Origin of the sequence: Streptomyces katrae, from assembly GCF_000717655.1 — a bacterium.
Taxonomy (GTDB): domain Bacteria; phylum Actinomycetota; class Actinomycetes; order Streptomycetales; family Streptomycetaceae; genus Streptomyces; species Streptomyces katrae_B.
Genome location: NZ_JNZY01000002.1, coordinates 297,362 through 320,678 on the forward strand (window position 1 = coordinate 297,362; position 23,317 = coordinate 320,678).

At 70.3% G+C, this 23,317-nt stretch carries 21 protein-coding genes and 1 riboswitch; of the genes, 18 read left to right on the forward strand and 3 right to left on the reverse strand.

Going from position 1 to position 23,317, the window contains the following annotated elements:
• The first annotated feature begins 19 nt into the window (after positions 1 to 19).
• From coxB to IF09_RS0103560, 4 genes are all read left to right on the forward strand, one after another.
• The gene (coxB, locus tag IF09_RS0103545) at positions 20 to 994 is read left to right on the forward strand and encodes a cytochrome c oxidase subunit II (protein WP_030291777.1); all 975 of its coding nucleotides are present in this window, start codon (positions 20 to 22) and stop codon (positions 992 to 994) included.
• Positions 991 to 2,721 carry a cytochrome c oxidase subunit I gene (gene ctaD, locus IF09_RS0103550; protein WP_030291779.1) on the forward strand — a complete coding sequence of 577 codons (1,731 nt, stop codon included), beginning with the start codon at positions 991 to 993 and terminating at the stop codon, positions 2,719 to 2,721. Before coxB ends, ctaD begins: the two co-directional genes overlap by 4 nt.
• The gene (locus IF09_RS0103555) at positions 2,718 to 3,116 is read left to right on the forward strand and encodes a cytochrome c oxidase subunit 4 (protein WP_030291781.1); all 399 of its coding nucleotides are present in this window, start codon (positions 2,718 to 2,720) and stop codon (positions 3,114 to 3,116) included. Before ctaD ends, IF09_RS0103555 begins: the two co-directional genes overlap by 4 nt.
• Positions 3,117 to 3,232: 116 nt before the next feature.
• The gene (locus tag IF09_RS0103560; protein WP_030291783.1) at positions 3,233 to 4,480 is read left to right on the forward strand and encodes a L,D-transpeptidase; all 1,248 of its coding nucleotides are present in this window, start codon (positions 3,233 to 3,235) and stop codon (positions 4,478 to 4,480) included.
• Positions 4,481 to 4,777: 297 nt separating this feature from the next.
• Here IF09_RS0103560 and IF09_RS0103565 read toward each other — a convergent pair whose 3' ends face one another.
• Positions 4,778 to 5,182 carry a response regulator transcription factor gene (locus IF09_RS0103565; protein ID WP_030291785.1) on the reverse strand — a complete coding sequence of 135 codons (405 nt, stop codon included), beginning with the start codon at positions 5,180 to 5,182 and terminating at the stop codon, positions 4,778 to 4,780.
• A 198-nt stretch (positions 5,183 to 5,380) separates the two neighbouring features.
• On the opposite strand from IF09_RS0103565, the gene IF09_RS0103570 reads away from it, so the two are divergent.
• The 6 genes from IF09_RS0103570 to IF09_RS0103595 all read left to right on the forward strand — a co-directional run bounded on the left by IF09_RS0103570 (position 5,381) and on the right by IF09_RS0103595 (position 12,618).
• Complete coding sequence (locus IF09_RS0103570) at positions 5,381 to 6,001, forward strand: cytochrome c oxidase subunit 3 (RefSeq protein WP_030291787.1); 621 nt, start codon at positions 5,381 to 5,383, stop codon at positions 5,999 to 6,001.
• 76 nt (positions 6,002 to 6,077) lie between these two features.
• Positions 6,078 to 6,887: a c-type cytochrome gene (locus tag IF09_RS0103575; RefSeq protein WP_030291789.1), complete on the forward strand. Its 810-nt coding sequence runs from the start codon at positions 6,078 to 6,080 to the stop codon at positions 6,885 to 6,887.
• Positions 6,884 to 7,942 (forward strand): ubiquinol-cytochrome c reductase iron-sulfur subunit, encoded by a 1,059-nt coding sequence (locus IF09_RS0103580; protein WP_030291790.1) that lies wholly within the window; start codon positions 6,884 to 6,886, stop codon positions 7,940 to 7,942. The genes IF09_RS0103575 and IF09_RS0103580 overlap by 4 nt, the downstream gene beginning before the upstream one ends.
• Positions 7,939 to 9,564 carry a cytochrome b gene (locus IF09_RS0103585; protein ID WP_030291792.1) on the forward strand — a complete coding sequence of 542 codons (1,626 nt, stop codon included), beginning with the start codon at positions 7,939 to 7,941 and terminating at the stop codon, positions 9,562 to 9,564. The genes IF09_RS0103580 and IF09_RS0103585 overlap by 4 nt, the downstream gene beginning before the upstream one ends.
• Positions 9,565 to 9,730: 166 nt before the next feature.
• On the forward strand, positions 9,731 to 10,795 hold the full coding sequence (trpD, locus tag IF09_RS0103590) for an anthranilate phosphoribosyltransferase (RefSeq protein WP_030291794.1): 1,065 nt from the start codon (positions 9,731 to 9,733) through the stop codon (positions 10,793 to 10,795).
• Positions 10,796 to 10,894: 99 nt separating this feature from the next.
• Positions 10,895 to 11,011: riboswitch (SAM riboswitch) on the forward strand.
• 218 nt (positions 11,012 to 11,229) lie between these two features.
• On the forward strand, positions 11,230 to 12,618 hold the full coding sequence (locus IF09_RS0103595; protein WP_030291796.1) for an aminotransferase class V-fold PLP-dependent enzyme: 1,389 nt from the start codon (positions 11,230 to 11,232) through the stop codon (positions 12,616 to 12,618).
• 80 nt (positions 12,619 to 12,698) lie between these two features.
• On the opposite strand, the gene IF09_RS0103600 is transcribed toward IF09_RS0103595, so the two are convergent.
• A complete protein-coding gene (locus IF09_RS0103600) occupies positions 12,699 to 12,980 on the reverse strand; it encodes an Lrp/AsnC ligand binding domain-containing protein (protein ID WP_030291798.1) in 282 nt (93 codons plus the stop codon).
• Complete coding sequence (locus IF09_RS0103605) at positions 12,977 to 13,723, reverse strand: rhomboid family intramembrane serine protease (protein ID WP_030291800.1); 747 nt, start codon at positions 13,721 to 13,723, stop codon at positions 12,977 to 12,979. The genes IF09_RS0103600 and IF09_RS0103605 overlap by 4 nt, the downstream gene beginning before the upstream one ends.
• A gap of 115 nt (positions 13,724 to 13,838) precedes the next feature.
• Between IF09_RS0103605 and IF09_RS0103610 the strand changes: the two genes are divergently transcribed.
• The 8 genes from IF09_RS0103610 (at position 13,839) to IF09_RS0103645 (ending at position 23,277) form a co-directional block, all read left to right on the forward strand.
• Positions 13,839 to 14,078 carry a hypothetical protein gene (locus IF09_RS0103610; RefSeq protein WP_030291802.1) on the forward strand — a complete coding sequence of 80 codons (240 nt, stop codon included), beginning with the start codon at positions 13,839 to 13,841 and terminating at the stop codon, positions 14,076 to 14,078.
• A 40-nt stretch (positions 14,079 to 14,118) separates the two neighbouring features.
• Positions 14,119 to 15,483, forward strand: a complete 1,365-nt coding sequence (locus IF09_RS0103615) for an NYN domain-containing protein (RefSeq protein WP_030291804.1) — start codon at positions 14,119 to 14,121, stop codon at positions 15,481 to 15,483.
• A 253-nt stretch (positions 15,484 to 15,736) separates the two neighbouring features.
• Positions 15,737 to 16,765, forward strand: coding sequence for a C40 family peptidase (locus tag IF09_RS0103620; protein WP_030291806.1), 1,029 nt, complete (start codon positions 15,737 to 15,739; stop codon positions 16,763 to 16,765).
• 234 nt (positions 16,766 to 16,999) lie between these two features.
• On the forward strand, positions 17,000 to 18,040 hold the full coding sequence (locus IF09_RS0103625) for a C40 family peptidase (protein WP_030291808.1): 1,041 nt from the start codon (positions 17,000 to 17,002) through the stop codon (positions 18,038 to 18,040).
• 45 nt (positions 18,041 to 18,085) lie between these two features.
• The gene (locus IF09_RS0103630) at positions 18,086 to 19,225 is read left to right on the forward strand and encodes a hypothetical protein (RefSeq protein WP_037633834.1); all 1,140 of its coding nucleotides are present in this window, start codon (positions 18,086 to 18,088) and stop codon (positions 19,223 to 19,225) included.
• A 281-nt stretch (positions 19,226 to 19,506) separates the two neighbouring features.
• Entirely contained in the window at positions 19,507 to 20,649 is a 1,143-nt protein-coding gene (locus IF09_RS0103635) for a glycosyltransferase family 4 protein (RefSeq protein ID WP_030291811.1), read from the forward strand.
• Positions 20,650 to 20,725: 76 nt separating this feature from the next.
• A complete protein-coding gene (locus IF09_RS0103640) occupies positions 20,726 to 21,541 on the forward strand; it encodes an SDR family NAD(P)-dependent oxidoreductase (RefSeq protein WP_078613033.1) in 816 nt (271 codons plus the stop codon).
• 119 nt (positions 21,542 to 21,660) lie between these two features.
• Positions 21,661 to 23,277 carry a GMC oxidoreductase gene (locus IF09_RS0103645; RefSeq protein ID WP_030291815.1) on the forward strand — a complete coding sequence of 539 codons (1,617 nt, stop codon included), beginning with the start codon at positions 21,661 to 21,663 and terminating at the stop codon, positions 23,275 to 23,277.
• Positions 23,278 to 23,317: the final 40 nt, after the last annotated feature.

The window sequence follows — 23,317 nt, forward strand, 5'->3', positions numbered from 1 at the left end:
ACTCTCGGGAAGGCGCTACGTGAGTCCCTACGGCTCCGACCGCTCGCCGCGGCGCCCGATGCGGCGGAAGCTGCTGCAGGCGCTGACTGCGGGCGCGGTCCTGGCGACCGCCACTGGTTGCTCGTACAACTGGCAAGACTTCCCCCGGCTCGGAATGCCCTATCCGGTCACGGAGGAGGCGCCTCGCATCCTGTCCCTGTGGCAGGGGTCGTGGGCAGCCGCTCTCATCACGGGCATCCTGGTCTGGGGCCTGATCATCTGGAGCGTCATCTTCCACCGGCGCAGCCGGACGAAGGTGGAGGTCCCCCCGCAGACCCGGTACAACATGCCCATCGAGGCGCTGTACACCGTGGTCCCGCTCATCATCGTCTCGGTGCTCTTCTACTTCACCGCGCGTGACGAGTCGAAGCTGCTCGCGCTCACCCCGAAGCCTGCGCACACGATCAACGTGGTCGGCTTCCAGTGGAGCTGGGGCTTCAACTACATCGAGAACATCGACGGCGATGCGGTGACCCCGAAGGCGGGCGAGGTTCCCAAGGAGCTCGCCAACATTCCGGACCGCTTCACCAAGGAATTCCCCGCGGGCGCCGAAGGCGTCTACGAGAAGGGCGTTCCCGGCGACCGGAACCCGGACACGGGCAACCCGGGGCCGACCCTCTGGCTGCCCAAGGGCGAGAAGGTCCGCTTCATCCTGTCGTCGAACGACGTCATCCACTCCTTCTGGGTGGTCCCCTTCCTGTTCAAGCAGGACGTCATCCCGGGCCACACCAACGTCTTCGAGGTCACCCCGTCCCAGGAGGGCACCTTCGTGGGCAAGTGCGCCGAGCTCTGCGGCGTCGACCACTCCCGGATGCTCTTCAACGTCAAGGTCGTCTCGCCCGAGGCCTACCGGGCGCACCTCAAGGAACTGGCCGAGAAGGGGCAGACCGGCTTCCTCCCGGCCGGCATCAAGCAGACTGACCCGGCCCGGAATGCGGAGACGAACAAACTGTGAGCATCCTCAACGAATCTCAGGGTGCCGCCGCCGACTCGTATGAAAACGAGCTGCCGGTGCGGCGCAAGCAGCCGGGCAATGTCGTCGTGAAGTGGATGACCACTACCGACCACAAGACCATCGGCACGATGTACCTGGTCACGTCGTTCGTGTTCTTCCTCATCGGCGGCCTGCTGGCGCTCTTCATGCGCGCCGAGCTGGCCCGTCCGGGCACGCAGATCATGTCGAACGAGCAGTTCAACCAGGCGTTCACCATGCATGGCACGATCATGCTGCTGATGTTCGCCACCCCGCTCTTCGCGGGCTTCGCGAACTGGATCATGCCGCTGCAGATCGGCGCGCCCGACGTGGCGTTCCCGCGGCTGAACATGTTCGCGTACTGGCTGTACCTCTTCGGCTCGACCATCGCGGTGGCCGGCTTCGTCACGCCGAACGGCGCCGCCGACTTCGGCTGGTTCGCCTACTCCCCGCTGTCGGACGCGGTCCGCTCGCCGGGCATCGGCGCCGACATGTGGATCATGGGTCTGGCCTTCTCCGGCTTCGGCACGATCCTCGGCTCGGTCAACTTCATCACCACGATCATCTGCATGCGCGCCCCCGGCATGACGATGTTCCGCATGCCGATCTTCACCTGGAACGTGCTGCTGACCGGTGTCCTGGTCCTGCTCGCCTTCCCGGTCCTGGCCGCCGCGCTGTTCGCGCTGGAGGCCGACCGCAAGTTCGGTGCGCACGTGTTCGACGCCTCCAACGGCGGCGCATTGCTCTGGCAACACCTCTTCTGGTTCTTCGGGCACCCAGAGGTGTACATCATCGCGCTGCCGTTCTTCGGAATCGTCTCCGAGATCATCCCGGTCTTCTCCCGCAAGCCGATGTTCGGTTACATCGGTCTGATCGGTGCGACGATCGCGATCGCCGGCCTCTCGGTGACCGTGTGGGCCCACCACATGTACGTCACCGGCGGCGTGCTCCTGCCGTTCTTCTCCTTCATGACCTTCCTGATCGCGGTCCCGACCGGTGTGAAGTTCTTCAACTGGATCGGCACCATGTGGAAGGGCTCGCTGTCCTTCGAGACCCCGATGCTCTGGACGATCGGCTTCCTGGTCACCTTCACCTTCGGTGGTCTGACCGGCGTCATCCTGGCCTCGCCCCCGATGGACTTCCACGTCTCCGACTCGTACTTCGTCGTCGCGCACTTCCACTACGTCGTCTTCGGCACCGTGGTGTTCGCGATGTTCGCCGGCTTCCACTTCTGGTGGCCGAAGTTCACGGGCAAGATGCTGGACGAGCGCCTCGGCAAGATCACCTTCTGGACGCTGTTCATCGGCTTCCACGGCACGTTCCTGGTGCAGCACTGGCTGGGTGCCGAGGGCATGCCGCGCCGTTACGCGGACTACCTCGCGGCCGACGGCTTCACCGCCCTGAACACGATCTCGACGATCAGCTCGTTCCTGCTGGGCATGTCGATGCTGCCGTTCATGTACAACGTCTGGAAGACGGCGAAGTACGGCAAGAAGATCGAGGTCGACGACCCGTGGGGCTACGGCCGTTCGCTCGAGTGGGCGACGTCCTGCCCGCCGCCGCGGCACAACTTCCTCACCCTGCCGCGGATCCGTTCCGAATCCCCGGCGTTCGACCTGCACCACCCTGAGATCGCGGCCCTCGACCACCTCGAGGACCACAGCGTCGCCGCCAAGGCCGTCACCGGTGGCAAGGAGGCCGGCAAGTGAAGATCCAGGGCAAGATGTTCCTCTGGCTCTCCTTCTTCATCCTGATCATGGCCGTCGTGTACGGCGTGTGGTCGAAGGAGCCCGTCGGTACCACCGCGCTCTTCCTGGCCTTCGGCCTGAGCGTCATGATCGGCTACTACCTGGCCTTCACGGCCAAGCGCGTGGACGAGATGGCCCAGGACAACCTGGAGGCCGACGTCGCCGACGAGGCGGGCGAGCTGGGGTTCTTCTCCCCGCACAGCTGGCAGCCGCTCTCGCTGGGCATCGGCGGTGCGCTCGCCTTCATGGGCGTCATCTTCGGCTGGTGGCTCATGTACTTCTCGGCCCCGATCATCGTGATCGGCCTGTGGGGCTGGGTGTACGAGTACTACCGCGGTGAGAACCAGAACCAGTAGAACCGCAGCACCGAGACAAGACCTGGGGCCCGGACACCTCCAATGGAGGAGTCCGGGCCCCTCGTTTGCAGTCACCCCGCGCGCCGTAATGGTCATACCTTCATAGCGTGGGCTCCATGAAGCACTCACCGCGTCTTTGGACGGTTCTCAGCTGCTCCGTGCTGGTCGCGTCCCTGGGGGCCGGCGCCACCGCCTGCGGGCCCGGAGACAACCCGCTGTCAGCCCGCCCGTACGACGCGGGCGACAAGGTCGTCTTCAACCAGCCGCCCGGCGGCCGCCCCCTCGACCCCGAGAAGCCCCTGGAGATCACCGCCAAGGGCACCGGCGGCAGCCGGATCACCGACGTGTCCGCCGTGGACTCCCAGGGCCGCCGGCTCGCGGGCGAGCTGAGCGCCAAGGGCGACCGCTGGCACAGCACCGCCCCGATGGCCGCAGGCGCGGATTACACGGTCCTGGTGAACACCGAGGACGAGCGCGGGGCTCCAGGGCAGCGCAGGCTGACGTTCAAGACGACTCCGGCCAAGCAGGTCCTGAAGGTCGAATTCGGGCCGGACGAGGGCAAGTACGGCGTCGGACAGCCCATCACGGCCGAACTCAACGAGCCCATCGCGGACAAGGCCGCCCGCGCGATCGTGGAGCGGGGCCTGGTCGTCGACACGCCGCCGGGGGTCGAGGGCGCCTGGCACTGGGTGGACGACAAGCACCTGCACTTCCGCCCGAAGGAGTACTGGCCCGCCCACTCCACCGTCTCCGTACGGAGCAATCTGGAGGGCATCAAGATCTCCGACGAGTTCCACGGGGCCGCCACCAAGCCGCTGAACCTGGAGATCGGGGACCGGGTCGAGGTCATCACCGACGCGTCCTCGCACTACCTCACGTTCGAGCGCAACGGAGAAGTGATCAACACCATTCCGGTGACCACCGGAAAGCCCGGCTTCTCCACCCGCAACGGGGTCAAGGTGGTGCTCGGCAAGCAGTACTTCGTCCAGATGCGCGGCGACACCGTCGGCATCGGCGGCAGCGAGTACTACAACCTGCCGGTCTACTACGCGACCCGCGTCACCTGGAGTGGTGAATACGTGCACGCCGCGCCGTGGTCCGTGGGCTCGCAGGGCTACGAGAACGTCAGCCACGGCTGCACCGGCATGAGCACGGGCAACGCCGCCTGGTTCTACGAGAACATCACCGAGGGCGACATCGTCCGGGTGATCAACAGCATCGGCGACGACATGGAGCCGTTCGGCAACGGCTTCGGCGACTGGAACCTGGACTGGAAGGAGTGGCGCGAGGGCAGCGCCCTCCTCAAGGGCACCCAGGAAGGGCGCAGCCCGATCGACCAGGCCCGCCTGCGACCCACTGTTTAGGCCGGCTTCGCCTCCGGGGCCGCCTTGCCGGCTCCAGGGAGGGCGTGCGTCCTCGGAATCCGCTCGTGCCTCACGCATTCCTCCGGGCGCTCGCCCTCCTTCGCCGACGCGGCCCCTTCGGCTCAGCCGGCCCACTGTTCAGGTCGGCTTCGCCTCCGGGGCCGCCTTTGCCGGCTCCAGGAGGGCGTGCGTCCTCGGAATCCGCTCGTGCCTCACGCATTCCTCCGGGCGCTCGCCCTCCTTCGCCGACGCGGCCCCTTCGGCTCAGCCGGCCGTGCCGTACGGGCAAGGGGCGGCTCAGGCGGAGTTGGCGGCCAGGCGGGGGCGGAGGAGGCCCGCCAGGGCGTCCGCGAACTCCACCGGGTCGACCGGGAGGGTCACCGCGGCGTCGGCGCGGCTCCAGGTGGCCAGCCAGGCGTCCTGCGGACGCCCCATCAGCAGCAGTACCGGCGGGCACCGGAAGATCTCGTCCTTGATCTGCCGGCACACGCCCATGCCCCCGGCCGGAACCGCCTCGCCGTCCAGCACGCAGACGTCGATCCCGCCCGCGTCCAGCTCGCTCAGGACGGCCGGGAGGGTGGCGCATTCCACGAACTCGACCGGCGGCAGGTCCGCGGCCGGCCTGCGTCCGGCCGCCAGCCGCACCTGCTCCCGGGTGCTCGCGTCGTCGCTGTAGACCAGAACCCGTGCAGTCGACCGCATTTCGTTCCTCCACGGTGCCGTGAATAACGTTGATGTTGCGCGGGATGCTACTCCGTCCGACCCGGTGTCAACATCGGTTCGGACAGCCTCGCCGGCGAACGCCCCGGGCCGATCTGATGGGCCGTTCGGGCCTTGCACACGCCCCTGACACTCCGAACGGCACCCCCCGGGGTGAGGGCGGGATAAGCGACCGACATAATGTCGGTCGTGGCGACAGCAACGACAGTAGATACCGGGCACGCGCACCCGACGGTCAACCGGCCGAACCTCGTCAGCGTCGGAACCATCATCTGGTTGAGTTCCGAGCTGATGTTCTTCGCGGCCCTCTTCGCGATGTACTTCACCCTGCGATCCGTGACAGGTCCCGAGTACTGGACAGAGCAGGCTTCGGCCTTGAATCTGCCCTTCTCGGCGACGAACACGACGATCCTGGTGCTTTCCTCCCTCACCTGCCAGCTCGGCGTATTCGCCGCAGAGCGCGGTGACGTGAAGAAGCTCCGGTCGTGGTTCATGATCACGTTCGTCATGGGTGCGATCTTCATTGGCGGCCAGGTGTTCGAGTACACCGAGCTGGTCAAGCACGAGGGCATGAGCCTCTCGTCCGGTCCGTACGGCTCGGTGTTCTACCTGACCACCGGGTTCCACGGTCTGCACGTGACGGGCGGTCTCATCGCCTTCCTGCTGGTCCTCGGCCGGACGTACGCGGCCAAGAGGTTCACCCACGAACAGGCCACGTCGGCCATCGTCGTGTCCTACTACTGGCACTTCGTCGATGTCGTCTGGATCGGCCTCTTCGCGACGATCTACCTGATCAAGTAGCGAACACGTCACCGGGCAAGACCCGGCACTCTATCCAGAAACACCGACGCAGAAGATCCTGACACCGGGGTAATCCGTGAAAAAGCTCTCCGCACGACGACGCCATCCGCTGGCGGCGGTCGTCGTTCTACTCCTCGCGCTGGCGGCCACTGGGGGGCTGTACGCCGCCTTTGCTCCCGCGGGCAAGGCGCAGGCCGATGAAACCGCCCAGTCCCTCGCCATCGAGGAGGGCAAGAAGCTCTACGCCGTGGGCTGCGCAAGCTGCCACGGAACCGGCGGTCAGGGTTCCACTGACGGCCCCAGCCTGGTCGGCGTCGGCTCCGCGGCCGTCGACTTCCAGGTGAGCACGGGCCGCATGCCCGCCCAGCAGCCTGGCGTCCAGGTGCCGAAGAAGCCGGTCATCTACACCCAGCCGCAGATCGACCAGCTGGCCGCGTACATCGCCTCCCTCGGCGCCGGCCCGATCGTGCCGACCGAGAAGCAGTACGACCCGGCGGGCGCCGACATCGCCAGGGGTGGTGAGCTGTTCCGCAACAACTGCGCGCAGTGCCACAACTTCACCGGTGAAGGCGGCGCACTGACGAACGGCAAGTACGCCCCCAACCTCGAGGGCGTCGAGCCGAAGCACATCTACGAGGCCATGCTCACCGGCCCGCAGAACATGCCCTCCTTCCCGGACAGCACCATGCCGACGAAGGAGAAGAAGGACATCATCGCGTACATCCAGCACGTGAACGGCGAGAAGTCGGTCAGCCCTGGCGGCCTGAAGCTCGGTGGCCTCGGCCCCGTCTCCGAAGGTCTGTTCGGCTGGATCTTCGGCCTGGGTGCGCTGATCGCTGTCGCCGTCTGGGTCGCGGCCCACACCGCTAAGGCCAAGAAGTCATGAGTAGCCAAGACATTCCCGAAGAGAAGCACCTGCCGAGCGAGCAGGGCGACGCGCACCACGGTGGCGTAGCAGTCGCGGACGACCCGTTCGCCGACCCGGGCCTGCCGGTCCACAAGCCCCGTATCCAGGACATCGACGAGCGGGCCGCGAAGCGCTCCGAGCGCACCGTGGCGATGCTGTTCACGCTGTCGATGCTGGCCACGGTCGGCTTCATCGCCTCGTACGTGACCATCCCGGTCGACAAGATCGTCTACATCTTCCCCATCGGGAAGGTGAGCGGGCTCAACTTCGCCCTCGGTCTGACCCTGGGCACCGCCCTCTTCTGCATCGGCGCGGGCGCGGTCCACTGGGCCCGCACCCTGATGTCCGACGTGGAGGTCGCCGACGAGCGCCACGAGATCGCGGCGCCGCCGGAGGTCAAGGCGAAGGTCCTCGCGGACTTCGCCGACGGTGCGAACGAGTCCGCCATCGGCCGCCGCCCGCTGATCCGCAACACGATGCTCGGCGCGCTGGCCATGCTGCCGCTGTCCGCCGTCATGATCATGCGCGACCTGGGCCCGCTGCCCGAGGAGAAGCTGCGCAAGACCGTGTGGGCCAAGGGCAAGCTGCTCATCAACCAGAACACGATGGAGCCGCTGCGTCCCGAGGACGTCCAGGTCGGTTCGCTGACCTTCGTCGTGCCCGAGGGCCTGGAGGAGGAGCAGCACGACTTCCAGACGCAGATCGCCAAGGCTGCCGTGATGATCGTCCGGATCAAGCCGGAGGACATCAAGGACAAGCAGGAACTCGAGTGGTCCCACGAGGGCATCGTGGCCTACTCGAAGATCTGCACCCACGTCGGCTGCCCGATCAGCCTGTACGAGCAGCAGACGCACCACGTGCTCTGCCCGTGCCACCAGTCCACTTTCGACCTCTCCGACGGCGCCCGTGTCATCTTCGGCCCGGCCGGCCACGCGCTTCCGCAGCTGCGGATCGGCGTGAACGGCGAAGGCTTCCTCGAGGCGCTCGGCGACTTCGAAGAGCCCGTCGGTCCTGCATTCTGGGAGCGCGGATGAGCACTGCCACTGATTCGAAGCGCAAAGCGCCGGCCGGCGAGCGGGTAGCCGACTGGGCGGACGGCCGCCTGGGCATCTACAGCCTGGCCAAGTCCAACATGCGCAAGATCTTCCCGGACCACTGGTCCTTCATGCTGGGTGAGATCTGCCTCTACAGCTTCATCATCATCATCCTCACGGGTGTGTACCTGACGCTGTTCTTCCACCCGAGCATGAACGAGGTCGTGTACCACGGCTCGTACGTGCCGATGCAGGGCGTCCTGATGTCCGAGGCCTTCGCCTCGACGCTGGACATCAGCTTCGACGTCCGCGGTGGTCTGCTCATCCGGCAGATCCACCACTGGGCGGCCCTGATCTTCGTCGCGGGCATGGTCGTGCACATGATGCGCGTCTTCTTCACCGGCGCGTTCCGCAAGCCGCGCGAGGTCAACTGGATCTTCGGCTTCCTGCTGCTGGTCCTCGGCATGTTCACCGGTTTCACCGGTTACTCCCTGCCGGACGACCTGCTCTCGGGCACCGGTGTCCGCTTCATGGAGGGCGCGATCCTGTCCGTGCCGATCGTCGGCACGTACCTCTCGTTCTTCCTCTTCGGCGGCGAGTTCCCCGGCGGCGACTTCGTCGCACGGTTCTACTCGATCCACATCCTGCTGCTGCCCGGCATCATGATGGGCCTGCTGGTGGCCCACCTGATCCTGGTCTTCTACCACAAGCACACCCAGTTCGCGGGTCCCGGCAAGACGAACAACAACGTCGTCGGCATGCCGCTGCTGCCGGTCTACATGGCCAAGGCCGGAGGCTTCTTCTTCCTGGTCTTCGGTGTCATCGCGGCCATCGCGGCGATCGCCTCGATCAACCCGATCTGGGCGCTCGGCCCGTACCGCCCGGACCACGTGTCCACCGGTGCGCAGCCCGACTGGTACATGGGTATGCCGGAAGGCCTGATCCGAGCCATGCCGGGCTGGGAGATCAACCTGTGGGGCCACACGCTCGTCCTGGGCGTGTTCATCCCGCTGCTGCTCTTCCCGCTGGTGCTGGGCGCGATCGCCGTCTGGCCGTTCATCGAGTCCTGGGTCACCGGGGACAAGCGCGAGCACCACATCCTGGACCGTCCGCGCAACGTCCCGACCCGTACGGCCTTCGGTGTCGCCTGGATCGCGGAGTACATCGTGCTGCTGATCGGCGGTGGAAACGACATGTTCGCGCAGTACTTCCACCTCTCGATCAACAACATCACGTGGTTCGTCCGGATCGGCTTCTTCGCCGTCCCGGTCCTCGCGTTCATCGTCACCAAGCGCATCTGCCTCGGCCTGCAGCGCCGGGACCACGACAAGGTGCTGCACGGTCGCGAGACCGGCATCATCAAGCGCCTGCCGCACGGTGAGTTCGTCGAGGTCCACGAGCCGCTGTCGCAGGGCAAGCTGCACACGCTCACCGCGCACGAGCAGTACAAGCCGATCGAGATCGGCCCGACGGTCGACGAGAACGGTGTCGAGCGCAAGGTCGGCCGCATGGAGAAGCTCCGCGCGAAGCTCAGCAAGGGCTTCTACGCCGAGAACAACCAGATTCCGAAGCCCACGGTGGAGGAGTACAAGGAGATCCAGAGCGGCCACGGCCATCACTGATCCCGCTTGAGGGGCTGATTTCGGTCAGTCCTGGTGTCGCCACGGCGAGAGCCCCGTCCAGTGTCCGGACGGGGCTCTTTGCCGTCCCCGGGGCTGGATAGGCTGGAGCCCTTCCCATTCACGTGGGCCCCGACATCGGGTGGCCGACCGAAAGCAGGAGCGGACCATGAACGTTGTGACCCCGGCAGGCGGCGACAGCGTGGCGGCCCGTGGCTGGCCGGGTCTCCTCGACGCCCTGCTGAGCGGCCAGGACCTGCGCGCCGAGGAGACCGCCTGGGCCATGGACCGGATCATGCGCGGGGAGGCCACCGACGCCCAGATCGCCGGCTTCGTGGTGGCGCTGCGGGCCAAGGGGGAGACCGTCGCGGAGATCAACGGCCTCGTGCGGTCCATGTACGGGCACGCCAACCTGATCGAGGTGCCGGGCCGGACGGTGGACATCGTCGGCACCGGCGGCGACGGGGCCAAGACGGTGAACATCTCGACGATGTCGTCGATCGTGGTGGCCGGTACGGGCGCCAAGGTCGTCAAGCACGGAAACCGGGCAGCGTCCTCCGCGAGCGGCTCCTCCGACGTCCTGGAGAAGCTCGGCGTCAACCTCGACCTCAGCACGGCGCGGGTCGTCGAGGTCGCCGCCGAGGCCGGCATCACCTTCTGCTTCGCGGTGAAGTTCCACCCGGCGCTGCGGCACGTCGCGGCGGCCCGCAGGGAACTCGGCATCCGCACCACCTTCAACATCCTCGGCCCGCTGACCAACCCGGCCCGGGTCCGGGCCCAGGCCTCCGGCGTGGCCGACGCCCGGATGGCCCCGATCGTCGCGGGCGTCCTCGCCGAGCGGGGCTCCTCCGCGCTGGTCTTCCGCGGCGACGACGGCCTGGACGAACTGACCACGGCGTCGACCTCGCGGATCTGGTGGGTCCGCGACGGCAAGGTCACCGAGCAGACCCTCGACCCGCGTGACGTGGGCATCTCCCTGGTCGACGTCTCCGCCCTGGCCGGCGGGGACCCCTCGTACAACGCGGACGTGGCCCGCCGCCTGCTGGCCGGCGAGACCGGCCCGGTCCGCGACGCCGTCCTGCTGAACTCGGCCGCCGCCCTGGTGGCGCTGGACCCGGGCACCGGCAGCCTGGAGGAGCAGATCGCGGCCGGGATCACCCGCGCGGCCGAGTCGATCGACTCGGGGGCGGCGCGGGCCGCCCTGGAGCGCTGGGTCCGGGCCAGCAACGCGTAGCCGCCCGACCGCGCCGGAAAGGCGTGAAAGCGATGACCCCGGTCCACGATGCGGACCGGGGTCTTGCGCGTGAGGGATCTTGTGGCAGGATGCTGACCAGGTCACGAGTGACAGCGTTTAGGCCCCGGCTTGCTGTCCGGCAACCCTCCTTCCGTGGCGGGGTGCCCCGGGTGATGACCAGGCCGTAGGCAGAAAGGCCCACGGCAAGCGCGGATCCCTCGACACCAGGGGTCCTGGTCCCTCGAGGAGTTTTTCCGTGAGCAAGCGAATGCGATAGGGCGACTCCGCCCCTTCTTCACCCTCCGCGCGGCACCCAGCCGTCCGTGCGTCGAGGCAACTCCCGTACCCCACAGCCGGATGCGCGTCCGCGCATCCGTGCACCCGCGTACGGGCCGTCCGAAGCCATTCAGCCTGTCCCGCCGGGAGATACCGCCATGTCCACGTACCCGAACGCCGTCGCCACCGCCGCCGTTGCCGCTCCTGCCGACCCCGCCTGTGCCGAGCCGCTGCCGGTCCTCGGCCGGGACGTCACCGTCCCGCTCGTCACCGGCGGCGAGGTCACCTACGCAGCCCTCGACTACGCGGCCAGCGCCCCCGCCCTGCAGCGGGTCTGGGACGACGTCGCCGCGTACGCCCCCTACTACGGCAGCGTGCACCGCGGCGCCGGCTACCTCTCCCAGCTCTCCACCGACCTCTTCGAGCAGAGCCGCGCCACGGTCGCCGAGTTCCTCGACTGCCGCCCCGCCGACCAGGTCGTCTTCACCCGGTCCACCACCGACTCGCTGAACCTGCTGGCCGCCGTGCTCCCGGCCGGCTGCCAGGTCTTCGTGTTCGAGACCGAGCACCACGCCTCGCTGCTGCCGTGGGGCGACGCGCAGGTCACGTACCTCAACGCGCCCCGGACCCCGGCCCAGGCCGTCGAGACCCTCGTACGGGCGCTGGCCGACCATGACCCCTGCGGTCCGGCGCTGGTCTGCGTCACCGGCGCCTCCAACGTCACCGGTGAGCTGTGGCCGGTGAAGGAACTCGCCGCCGCGGCGCACGCCCACGGTGCGCGGATCGTCCTGGACGCCGCCCAGTTGGCCCCGCACCACCCCGTCTCCGTGCAGGAGTTGGACGTGGACTGGGTGGCCTTCTCCGGGCACAAGCTGTACGCGCCGTTCGGCTCGGGCGTACTGGCCGGCCGCGCGGACTGGCTGCAGCAGGCGGAGCCGTACCTGGCCGGCGGCGGCGCCTCCCGGAAGGTCGCCCGCCGCGCGGACGGCGGCGTCGACGTCGAGTGGCACACCACGGCCGCCCGCCACGAGGCCGGCTCCCCGAACGTGATCGGCGTGTACTCGATCGCCTCCGCCTGCAAGGCCCTGACCGAGGCGGGCTTCGACAGCCTCGTCGCCCGCGAGCGCCACCTGATCGCCAAGGTCCGGGCCGGCCTGGCGGAGGTTCCCGCCGTCCGGATCCTCTCCCTCTTCGGGGACGACGCCCCGCGGGTCGGCGTCATCTCCTTCGTCGTGGACGGCTGGAACAGCTCGCACTTCGCGGCCGCGCTGTCGGCGGAGTACGGGATCGGCGTCCGCGACGGCCTGTTCTGCGCCCACCCGCTGGTCCGTACCCTGCTGGGCAGCGAGCCGCAGGCCCAGGGCGAATGCGGAGCCCCCGAGGTGGCCCCGGGCGAGCGCTCGCTGAACGCGATCCGCGTCAGCTTCGGTGCGGGCACCCCCGACGAGCACGTCGACCGCTTCGTCCGCGCGGTCAAGGAACTCGTCGCCGACGGAGCCAAGTGGCAGTACCGCACGGAAGAAGGCCGCTGCGTCCCGGCGGTGTGACACCGCACGGATCACGGACTGTGATGTGCCCGGCCCGGCCCGGCCCGGCCGGGCGGAGCCCGTCAGTCCGCGGTCGGACGCTACGCGTCCAGGCCGATCGCGAACGCCGCTTCCAAGTCGTGCTGGGAGTACGTGCGGAACGCCACGTGGGTGTCCGTCGCCTCCACGCCCGGGATCTTGCTGATGCGGCCCGGGATGATGTCCGCCAGGTTCTCGTGGCGGGCCACGCGGACCAGTGCGATCAGGTCGTACGTCCCCGTCACGGAGTAGACCTCGCTGACGTTGTCCAGTGCGGCGATCGACTCGGCGATCTCGGGGATGCGGTCCACGCTGGTCTTGATGAGCACGATCGCGGTGATCACGGCTGGCTGTCTCCCTCGGTGGCCGTCGCTGGTCTCCTCACTCTAGTCGTACGCCGATACCGCACCCACGCGTAGACGAAGCCGAGCGAGAAGCCCACCACATGAGCCAGGTACGCCACCCCCGGGCCGCTCCCGGCACGGTGCGCCGCCAGCCACTGGAGGCCGAACCAGAACAGCAGGACGATCCAGGCCGGGAAGCGCAGCGGCAGGAAGAGGAGGAACGGGAACAGGCTCGTCACCCTCGCCCGGGGGAACAGGCACAGGAAGGCGCCGAGCACCGCCGAGATCGCACCCGACGCGCCGACCAGGGTCTGGGCCGAGGAGGCGTTGGCCGCCGCGTAGGCCGCCAGGGCGAGGTAACCCGTACAGACGTAGAAGGACAGGAATTCCGGTCGGCCCATCCGCTCCTGCGTCATCACGCCGAAGACGTAGAGGAAGAGCATGTTGCCGAGCAGGTGCAGCCAGCTGCCGTGCACGAACAGCGCGGTGAGCGGGGTCAGCAGCGCCCGCCCCGACCCGGTGAACAGTTCGTCCGGGACCACCCCCCAGCGCCGGAAGTAGGCGGTGCCCGCCTCCAGTAACCGCTCGCCCGTCCCGTACGCGGGGTTCAGTCCCGAGGCCGGGCCGAGCAGGAACACCGCGCAGCAGCCGGCGATCAGCGCGTGGACGACCACCGGGCCCCGGACGGCGTCCCGGACGCCCTCCCGGAGGGCCTGCCACCTTACGATCATGCGATTGAGCATGACCCAAGCGGACCCACCCGGAGCACCGGCAGGCCGTAGGGTTACGTGCTGCGGTCCGCCGATTGACGCAGACGGCGGCTTTAATTGAATCAGCTACGAAGGAGAGAGCGGCCTGATGACGGTTCCCCTGCCGACCGACACCACCCGGTGGCGCTGCACGTTGTGCGGCAATCTCACGCGTTTCGACGTCACTCGTTCGTCGAAGGTCGTGGAGTACGTCCACCTGGATCTTGCCGGGGAGCCCAAGGTCGAGGAGCGCGAGGTGGTCAATGAGACCATCGAGTCGGTCCGCTGCCGGTGGTGCAACGCGGTGGATCAGATCGAGCTCGTGGACAGGCCGGGCACGGACTCCTGACGGAGCCGGGCCCACAGGTAGATCACGGTAGGGGTGACGGATTGTGGAGCCAGCAAGCGGCGCTGAGCCGGCCGACGCGGCCGGCGACGCCGCGGAGGTGCTCGACCGCCCGCTGCCGGAAGGCGTGCGGCGCCGGGTCGTCGCGCTCGTCTCGGACGCCTTCGGCGGACTGACGGTCGCGGACCTCCCGGCGCAGCTGCGCCAGTACGCCCGGTTCACCCCGAGCCGGCGCGCCAAGTTCGCGGGCAACGCCATGGCCGCGGCCGTGGAGACGGACGCCGTCTTCCGGGGCCGCGTCGCCGAGAAGCTGCGCGAGGCGCAGGCCGAGCTGGCCGGTGCGCTGGAGTCCGGTGCGCCGCCTGCCGCCGCGGACCCGCTGGACGTGGCGGCCGCCGCGTACGTGCTGCGGCCGGTCGGCTGGGTGAAGCTGGTGGCCTCCGCGGGCGAGGAGGCGCAGCGCGCCGACGCCGAGCGCGTCGGCGAGGAGACCCGGCGCGAACTGGAGCGGCTGCGCGAGGAACTGGCTCAGGCACGGGACCTGCAGCGCCTCGGCGGCGAGCAGGTGCGGGCCGAGCTGGACGCGGCGCGCAAGGAAGCGGAATCGCTTCAGCGCAAGCTGCGCAGCGCCCAGAGCGATGTGAAGCGCGGCGAGGCGGCCCTGCGCAAGGTCACCGCCGAGATCGACGGGATCCGGGGCGAGGCGGCCGCGCACGTGGCCGCCGCCGAGAGCGAGACCCGGCGGCTCAGGGCCCGCCTCGCGGAGGTCGAGGCTTCGCTGGAGACCTCGCGCCGGGCCACCCGTGAGGGCCGCAGCGTCGAGGACATGCGGCTGCGGCTGCTGCTGGACACCGTCCTGGACGCGGCGCAGGGGTTGCGCCGCGAGCTGGCGCTGCCGCCGGTCTCGACGCGGCCGGCCGACACCGTGGACGCGGTGGAGCCGGGCCGGATGACCCCGAAGGACATCGCGGCGCGGGCCCTGTCGGAGACGGATCCGGCGCTGCTGGACCAGTTGTTGGCGCTGCCCCAGGCCCATCTGGTGGTCGACGGCTACAACGTGACCAAGACCGGCTATCCGACGATGCCGCTGGAGAAGCAGCGGCTGCGGCTGCTGGGCGGGCTGTCGATGCTGGCCGCGCAGACCGGCGCGGAGATGACCTGTGTCTTCGACGGAGCGGAACTGGCGGCCCCGGTGCTGCTCGCGCCCCCGCGCGGGGTACGGGTGCTGTTCTCCAAGCCCGGTGTCACGGCGGACGAGCTGATCCGCCAGCTGGTGCGCGCGGAGCCCCCCGGCCGGCCGGTGGTCGTGGTCTCCACGGACCGCGAGGTGGCCGACGGCGTGGCGAAGGCCGGAGCCCGGCCGGTGGCGTCCGCTTTGTTGCTGAAGCGGCTTTCGCGCGTTTCGTAACTCCTCGACGGAATGCCCGATTTGGCATGGCCGCGAGAGAACGTACCGTCAGGTGCCCTGCACAGAGCGTGGGCTGTAGGTAAAGAACCTGGTCGGCAAGCGATTTTTTTCCCGACAGGATTTGAACTGATCACAGCGGGGTCACTAGGGTCTGCTCAAACCTTCGTGCGGTAGATCACTCATTCGGAGTGACGGCGGGGGTGTCGCCGAGTTGCGTTCCTTCGGCGGCTCTAGGAAGAAGGAGCTCGCCTTCGTGGCGTCCCACCGTCGACCCAAGCAGCCGACCCGCACTCGTGTGACCGTGCTCACCGCCACGGCCGCCGCGGCCGTCGCACTCTCCGCACACGGCGCCTCCGCCGCTCCGGCCCAGCCGAGCAAGGACGAGGTCAAGGCCAAGGTCGACGCCCTCTACGAAGAGGCGGAGCAGGCCACCGAGAAGTTCAACGGGGCCAAGGAGCGCCAGGAGAAGCTCGAGAAGGAGATAGGCCAGCTCCAGGACCAGGTCGCCCGCGGCCAGGACGAGCTCAACCAGCTGCGCACGACGCTGGGTTCGATGGCCAGCGCCCAGTACCGCACCGGCGGCATGGACCAGTCCGTCGCCCTCTTCCTCTCCGGCGACCCCGAGACCTACCTCGACAAGGCCTCCACCCTGGAGCAGTTGAGCGGCAAGCAGGTCGAAGCGGTCCAGAAGATCCAGGCCAAGCAGCGCGCCCTCGCGCAGCAGCGCCAGGAGGCCTCCGGCAAGCTCGCGGACCTCGACGCCACCCGCAAGGAGCTCGGCGAGAAGAAGAAGGCCTCGCAGGACAAGCTCGCCGAGGCCCAGGCCCTCCTCAACACCCTGACCGCGCAGGAGCGCGCGGCCCTCAAGGACGAGGACACCCGCGCCAGCCGCAGCGACAGCGACCGCGCCGACCTCGGGAACGTCAAGGCCTCGGGCCGCGCCGGCGCCGCCCTCGCAGCCGCCAAGACCAAGCTGGGCAGCGCGTACGTCTCCGGCGCGACCGGCCCGAGCGCCTTCGACTGCTCGGGGCTGACCCAGTGGGCCTACAAGCAGGCCGGCGTCAGCATCACGCGCACCACCTACACCCAGGCCAACGACGGCACGCGCATCGGCAAGAGCCAGCTCCAGCCCGGCGACCTGGTGCTCTTCTACTCGGACCTGCACCACGTCGGTCTGTACGCGGGCAACGGCATGGTCCTGCACGCCTCCAACCCGCGCGGCGGCGTCAAGTACGAGTCCATCAACAACATGCCCTTCCAGTTCGGCGTGCGCATCGGCTGACGCCCGCTACGGGACGCGCCGTACACCGCCCATCCGGGCGAATTCCGCGGGCCCGCTGTGACCTCACGCCCCGCCGGTGACCTGCGTCTCCGGCGGGGCGTCACGGTATGTGCCCTCCGGCGGTCGTTGGCCGGTGTGTGGCCGCACGGCTACTGTCTGCCAGCGCGGAGCCCGGCACACGGCCGTCCACGGGGGGCGGACCCGGTCCCGCGCAGCGGAAGGGAGCGGTTCCTCGTGGCGTCCCATCGCCGGCCCGGGCTCGGCAGTCTCGACCGGAACACCAAGGTCGCCGTCCTCACCGCCGCCGCGGCCACCGCCGCGGCAGCCATGGCGGGGGCGGCCAGCGCGGCCCCCGTGCAGCCGCAGGAGCCCCCGACCGGCGCCCGCGCCCAGGTCGACCGGCTCTTCGAGGAGGCCGAACAGGCCACCGAGCGCTACAACAAGGCGGGCGAGCGGGCCGACCGGCTGCGCACCGACATCGACCGGGCCCAGGACGCACTGGCCCGCGGCCAGGACCGCATCAACACCATGCGCGGTGTCCTCGGCACCTTCGCCGGAGCCCAGTACCGCTCCGGCGGCATCGACCCCGCCGTCGAGCTGATGCTCTCCGAGGACCCGGACGAGTACCTCGACAAGGCCTCCCAGCTCGACCGGCTGACCGACCGGCAGACCCGGCAGCTCGACGAACTGCTCAAGGAACAGCGCCGGCTGGGCCAGCAGCGCCACGAGGCCTCGCTGAAGCTCGCCGAACTCGACGCCGTACGCGCCGACGTGGCCCGTCAGAAGCGCGCCGTCACCGCCAAGCTCGCGGCGGCCCGCCGGCTCCTCAACGCGATGCCCTCGCAGGAGCGGGCCGACTTCGAGCGGGCCTCGCGCGCGGGCGGGCGCCCCGAGGGGCTGCCCGAGCCGAACTCGCTCGGCCCCTCGTCGGGGCGCGCCGCGACCGCCGTGATGGCGGCCCGGGCCGCGGTCGGCCGCCCGTACGTCTGGGGCTCCACCGGGCCCTCCGGGTTCGACTGCTCCGGGCTGATGGTGTGGTCGTACCGGCAGGCGGGCGTCGCGCTGCCGCGCACCTCGCAGGCCCAGCGGTACGCGGGCCGCCAGGTCCCGCTCTCGCAGGCGCAGCCCGGCGACCTGGTCACGTACCGCTCGGACGCCAGCCACGTCGGCATGTACGTCGGGAACGGGCAGGTCGTGCACGCCCCGTACCCGGGGGCCCGGGTGCGGTACGACCCGGTCGGGATGATGCCGGTGTCCTCGGTGACCCGTCCCTGACCTCCCTGACCCGCCCCTGACGCAGGCCGTGCGTACGATCGTCGGATGTCCCCGGTCCGTCGGCTCCTCGTACGCGCGCTGCCGCTCCTGCTGAGCGTGCTGCTCGCGGGGTGCGGGACGCCCGCGGTACGGGACGCCGCCGAGCAGGACGTCCGGGAGGCCGTCGCCGCCTGGTCGCGGACACCGCCCGCGCAGCTCGCCGGGATCCCGCTGGAGGGATGGGCGTACGAGGTCTCCGCGGTCCGGCGGGACGGCGCGCAGGCCACCGCCCGGGCGGAACTGCACTACCGGCTCACCGGCTACGACTTCGCCCCGGCCGGGTCGGCGCGCGAGGTGCGGCTGAGCCGGGACGGCGGACGGTGGCGGGTCACCGGGGACCGGGCCGCGCCGGGCGCCCCGCCCCAGCTGTGGGACCAGGGCCCGGTGGAGGTGCTCCGGGGCGCGCACGCGCTGGTCCTCGGCGTCGGCCAGTCCGCGCAGACCCTGGCCGAGATCGGGGCGGAGGCGGACCGGGCGGTGCCCGCGGTGAGCGCCGCCTGGCCCGGGCCGTGGGCGGGCCGCGTCGTCGTGCTGGTGCCCGGCTCCCTGGAGCGGATGGCGGAGCTGCTGGGGCGGCCGGCCGCCGAGTACCGGGGCATGGGGGCCGTCACGACGGGCCGGGTGGGCGCCGCCGCGGCTCCCGCCGACCGGGTCTTCGTCAACCCGCAGGGCTGGGCGGAGCTCAGCGCGGCGGGCCGCGGGGTCGTCCTGACCCACGAGGTCAGCCACGTGGCCACCCGCGCCGCGACCACCGCCAGGACCCCGCTGTGGCTCTCGGAGGGCTTCGCGGACTGGGCTGCGTACCGCGGCGGCACCACCACCCCGCAGCAGGCCGCGCCGGCCCTGACCCGGGCGGTCCGCCGCGGCGAGCTGCCGGCCGCGCTCCCCGCCGACGAGGCGTTCGCCTTCGGCGCCGACCCGGAGGCACTGGCCCGCGCGTACGAGGGCGCATGGCTGGCCTGCCGCCTGATCGCGGCCAAGTGGGGCGACGCCGCACTGGTCCGCCTCTACGAACGGGCGGGCCGCCAGCCCCTGGCGACGGCCCTGGAGGAAACGATCGGGGGCGATCCGCCCGGCCTGACGCAGGCCTGGCAGGCGGGCTTGCGCCAGGAGCTGGACGCGCCCCGGGGGGTGTCGTCGAAGTAACGTCGTCGTCCGCCCCGCCCGTGAGGGCGGGGCCGGCGGGGTCTGGTGCGTGTGAGCGCAAGGCGGAGGTCGGGGTCCCCCCGCCGAAGGCAGGGGGAGGAGGCGACGTTCGCGTCGTCGACCGAGGACAACGCGGCGAGCGCGCGTGCCGGACCCCGCCGGCCTGGGGGCACCTCCCAGCGGTAGCCGGGGGAGGGACTTCGACGACCCCCCTGGGGGCCCGGGCCCGGCCCGCGGCTGGCGCGGGGCCGCGCGGGGCCGTCCGGTACTGTCGGCTGGCGATGTACAAGACGCTGATCGTGACCAATGACTTCCCGCCGCGGCCCGGCGGCATCCAGGCCTTCCTGCACAACATGGCGCTGCGGCTGGATCCCGACCGGATCGTCGTCTACGCCTCCACCTGGAAGCACGGGGCCGAGGGCCGTGAGGCCACCGCGGCCTTCGACGCCGAGCAGCCCTTCCAGGTCGTGCGCGACCGTACGACGATGCTGCTGCCGACCCCGCGGGTGACCCGGCGGGCGGTCGGGCTGCTGCGCGAGCACGGCTGCGAGTCGGTGTGGTTCGGGGCGGCGGCCCCGCTGGGGCTGATGGGCCCGGCGCTGCGCCGCGCCGGGGCGAAGCGGATCGTGGCCACCACCCACGGGCACGAGGCGGGCTGGGCGCAGCTCCCGGCGGCGCGGCAGCTGCTGCGCCGGATCGGCGAGGGCACGGACACGCTGACGTACCTGGGCGAGTACACGCGCTCGCGGATCGCCTCGGCGCTGGCGGACCGGGCGGCGGCGCGGATGGTGCAACTCCCGCCGGGGGTGGACGAGAAGACCTTCCACCCCGGGTCGGGCGGCGAGGAGATCCGGGCGAGGCTGGGGCTGTCGGACCGGCCCGTGGTGGTCTGCGTCTCGCGGCTGGTTCCCCGCAAGGGGCAGGACACGCTGATCGAGGCGATGCCGCGGATCCTGGCCGCGGTTCCGGACGCCGTGCTGCTGGTGGTCGGAGGGGGCCCGTACGAGGCGGACCTGCGGGCGCTGGCCGTCTCGACCGGGGTCGCGGACTCGGTGGTCTTCACGGGAGCGGTCCCGTGGGCCGAGCTGCCCGCCCACTACGGCGCCGGGGACGTCTTCGCGATGCCGTGCCGGACCCGGCGGGGCGGACTGGACGTGGAGGGGCTCGGCATCGTCTACCTCGAGGCCTCGGCGACGGGCCTGCCCGTGGTCGCGGGCGACTCGGGCGGGGCGCCGGACGCGGTGCTGGAGGGCGAAACGGGCTGGGTGGTCCGGGGCGGCGTCCCCGAGGACGCGGCGGACCGCGTGATCACGCTGCTGCAGGACCCGGAGCTGCGCCGCCGCATGGGCGAGCGGGGCCGCGCCTGGGTCGAGGAGAAGTGGCGCTGGGACCTCCTGGCCGACCGCCTGCGCGAGCTGCTCTGACGGACCCGGCCCGCGATTGCGCCGACCAGGGCGCGTCGGGGCCCCGGCCGTGCATCTCCCGCCGGACACGGAAGGCATGTCTGCGGACGTGCACGACGGTTGCGCGGCGGCGAGGAGCGGTGAGGACGATGGACGCGACGTGCTGCGCGGCACGGTGGCCCTGGTGACCGGGGCTTCGAGCGGGATCGGCAGGGCGGCCGCCCTGGCGCTCGCCGGGCGGGGGGCCACCGTCGCGCTCACGGCGCGGCGCGGGGACCGGCTCACGGAGCTGGCCGCCCAGATCGAGGCCGGCGGCGGCTCGGCCCTGGTGCTGCCCGCCGACATCGCCGACGAGGCCGAGGCCGCGCGCGTGGTGGAGCGTACGGTCAACGAGCTCGGGCGGCTGGACACCCTGGTGAACAACGCGGGCCTGATGATCCTCGGGTACGCCACCGAGTCGGCCACGGCCGACTGGAAGCGGATGGTGGACGTCAACCTCACCGGCCTGATGCACACCACCCACGCGGCCGTGCCGCACCTCGTGAGCGCCGCGGCGGACGGCCCCCGGCAGGTCTGCGACATCGTCAACGTGTCCTCCGTGGCGGGCCGCCAGGCGGGGGCCACGGCCACCGTGTACTGCGCCACGAAGTTCGGCGTGGTCGCGTTCAGCGAGGCGCTGCGCCAGGAGCTGGCGCGGCAGCACGTAAGGGTCTCCCTCGTCGAGCCCGGCGTGGTGGACACCGAGTTGCGCGGGCACAATTCCCCCGAGATGCAGGAGGCGCTGGGGCGGTGGTTCGGGGGCATCGAAAGGCTGGAAGCGCAGGACATCGCGGACGCGATCGTCTACATCGTCACGCGGCCGCGGCGGGTCGCGGTGGCGGAGATGCTCGTCCGCCCCACCGAGCAGGTCTGATGCCGCTTCCGGCCCGCCCCGGACCGGGCGCGGTGATCCTCCGCCACATCTGACTGTTCCTCAGAAGTCTGTCAACACCGCCTCTGGGTGGACGGCCGGATTCCGCCCATGATGCGGCCATGACACCTCAGCTGACGCGCCGTCATTTCCTGGGCATCGGCGCCCTCCAGACCGCCGCCGCCCTCGGTTTCACCCGCATAGGCCTGCAATCGGCCGCGGCCGCCGAGCCCGCCGCCGCGCAGTACGCCCCCGCCATCGTCGTGGGCTCCGGCTACGGCTCGGCCGTCGCCGCCCTCCGGCTCGGGCAGGCCGGCGTACGCACCGTCGTCCTCGAGATGGGCCGGCTCTGGAACACCCCCGGCCCGGACGGCAAGGTCTTCCCCTCCACCTCCGCCCCCGACCAGCGGTCCATGTGGTTCCGCAACCGCACCGAGGCCCCGCTCGCCCAGTTCCTCTGGCTCGACGTCGTCAACCGCGACATCGACCCCTACCCCGGCGTCCTCGACCGCGTGAACCACGGCGACATGTCCGTGTACGTCGGCCGCGGCGTCGGCGGCGGATCCCTCGTCAACGGCGGGATGGCCCCGACGCCCCGGCGCTCGTACTTCTCCGAGGTGCTGCCCCAGGTCGACGCCGACGAGATGTACGGCACGTACTACCCGCGCGCCCGCGCGATGCTCGGGGTCAACGACATCGACCCGGGCTGGTTCGAGTCCACGGAGTGGTACCGGTTCGCCCGGATCTCCCGCAAGCACGCCCAGAACACCGGCCTGCGGACCACCTTCGTGCCCAACGTGTACGACTTCCGGTACATGCAGCGCGAGGCCGCCGGCACCGCCACCCGCTCCGCCCTCGCCGGCGAGGTCATCTACGGCAACAACCACGGCAAGAAGAGCGTCGACAAGACCTACCTCGCGGCCGCGATCGGCACCGGCAACGTCACCATCGAGACCATGCAACGCGTCGTCGGCGTACGCCGGGACCCGGCCGGCGGTTACGTACTCACCGTCCGGACCAGCGATCTGACGGGAAGGGTCACCCAGGTCAGGGAGCTCGGCTGCAAACAGCTCTTCCTCGGCGCCGGCAGCCTCGGCACCACCGAGATCCTGCTGCGCGCCCGCGAGCGGGGCACGCTGCCCGCGCTCAGCGAGAAGGTCGGGCTCGGCTGGGGCCCCAACGGCAACATCATGACCGCCCGCGCCAACCACCTGTGGGACACCGTCGGCTGCAACCAGGCCACCATGCCCGCCCTGGGGATCGACGACTGGGACAACGCCGCCAACCCGGTCTTCGCGGAGATCGCCCCGCTGCCCATGGGCTTCGAGCACTGGATCTCGATGTACCTCGCGATCACCAGGAACCCCGAGCGCGGCCACTTCACGTACGACGCGGCCACCGACTCGGCGCGGCTCAACTGGCGCCGCGACCAGAACACCCCGTCGGTCCAGGCCGCCAAGAACCTCTTCGACCGCATCAACCGCGCCAATTTCACGATCTACCGGTACGACCTGTTCGGCGACAACAGGAACTTCGCCGACAACTTCACGTACCACCCGCTCGGCGGCTGCGTCCTCGGCGACGCGACCGACAACTACGGCCGCGCCAAGGGCTACCAGGGGCTGTACGTGGTCGACAGCTCCCTGATCCCGGGCTCGCTCGGGGTGAACCCGTTCGTCACCATCACCGCACTCGCCGAGCGGAACATGGCGCGGATCCTCGCGGAGGACCCGCGCTGATCAGCCGCCCCGTCCGCGGGGGCCCCGGCCGCGGGCGGCA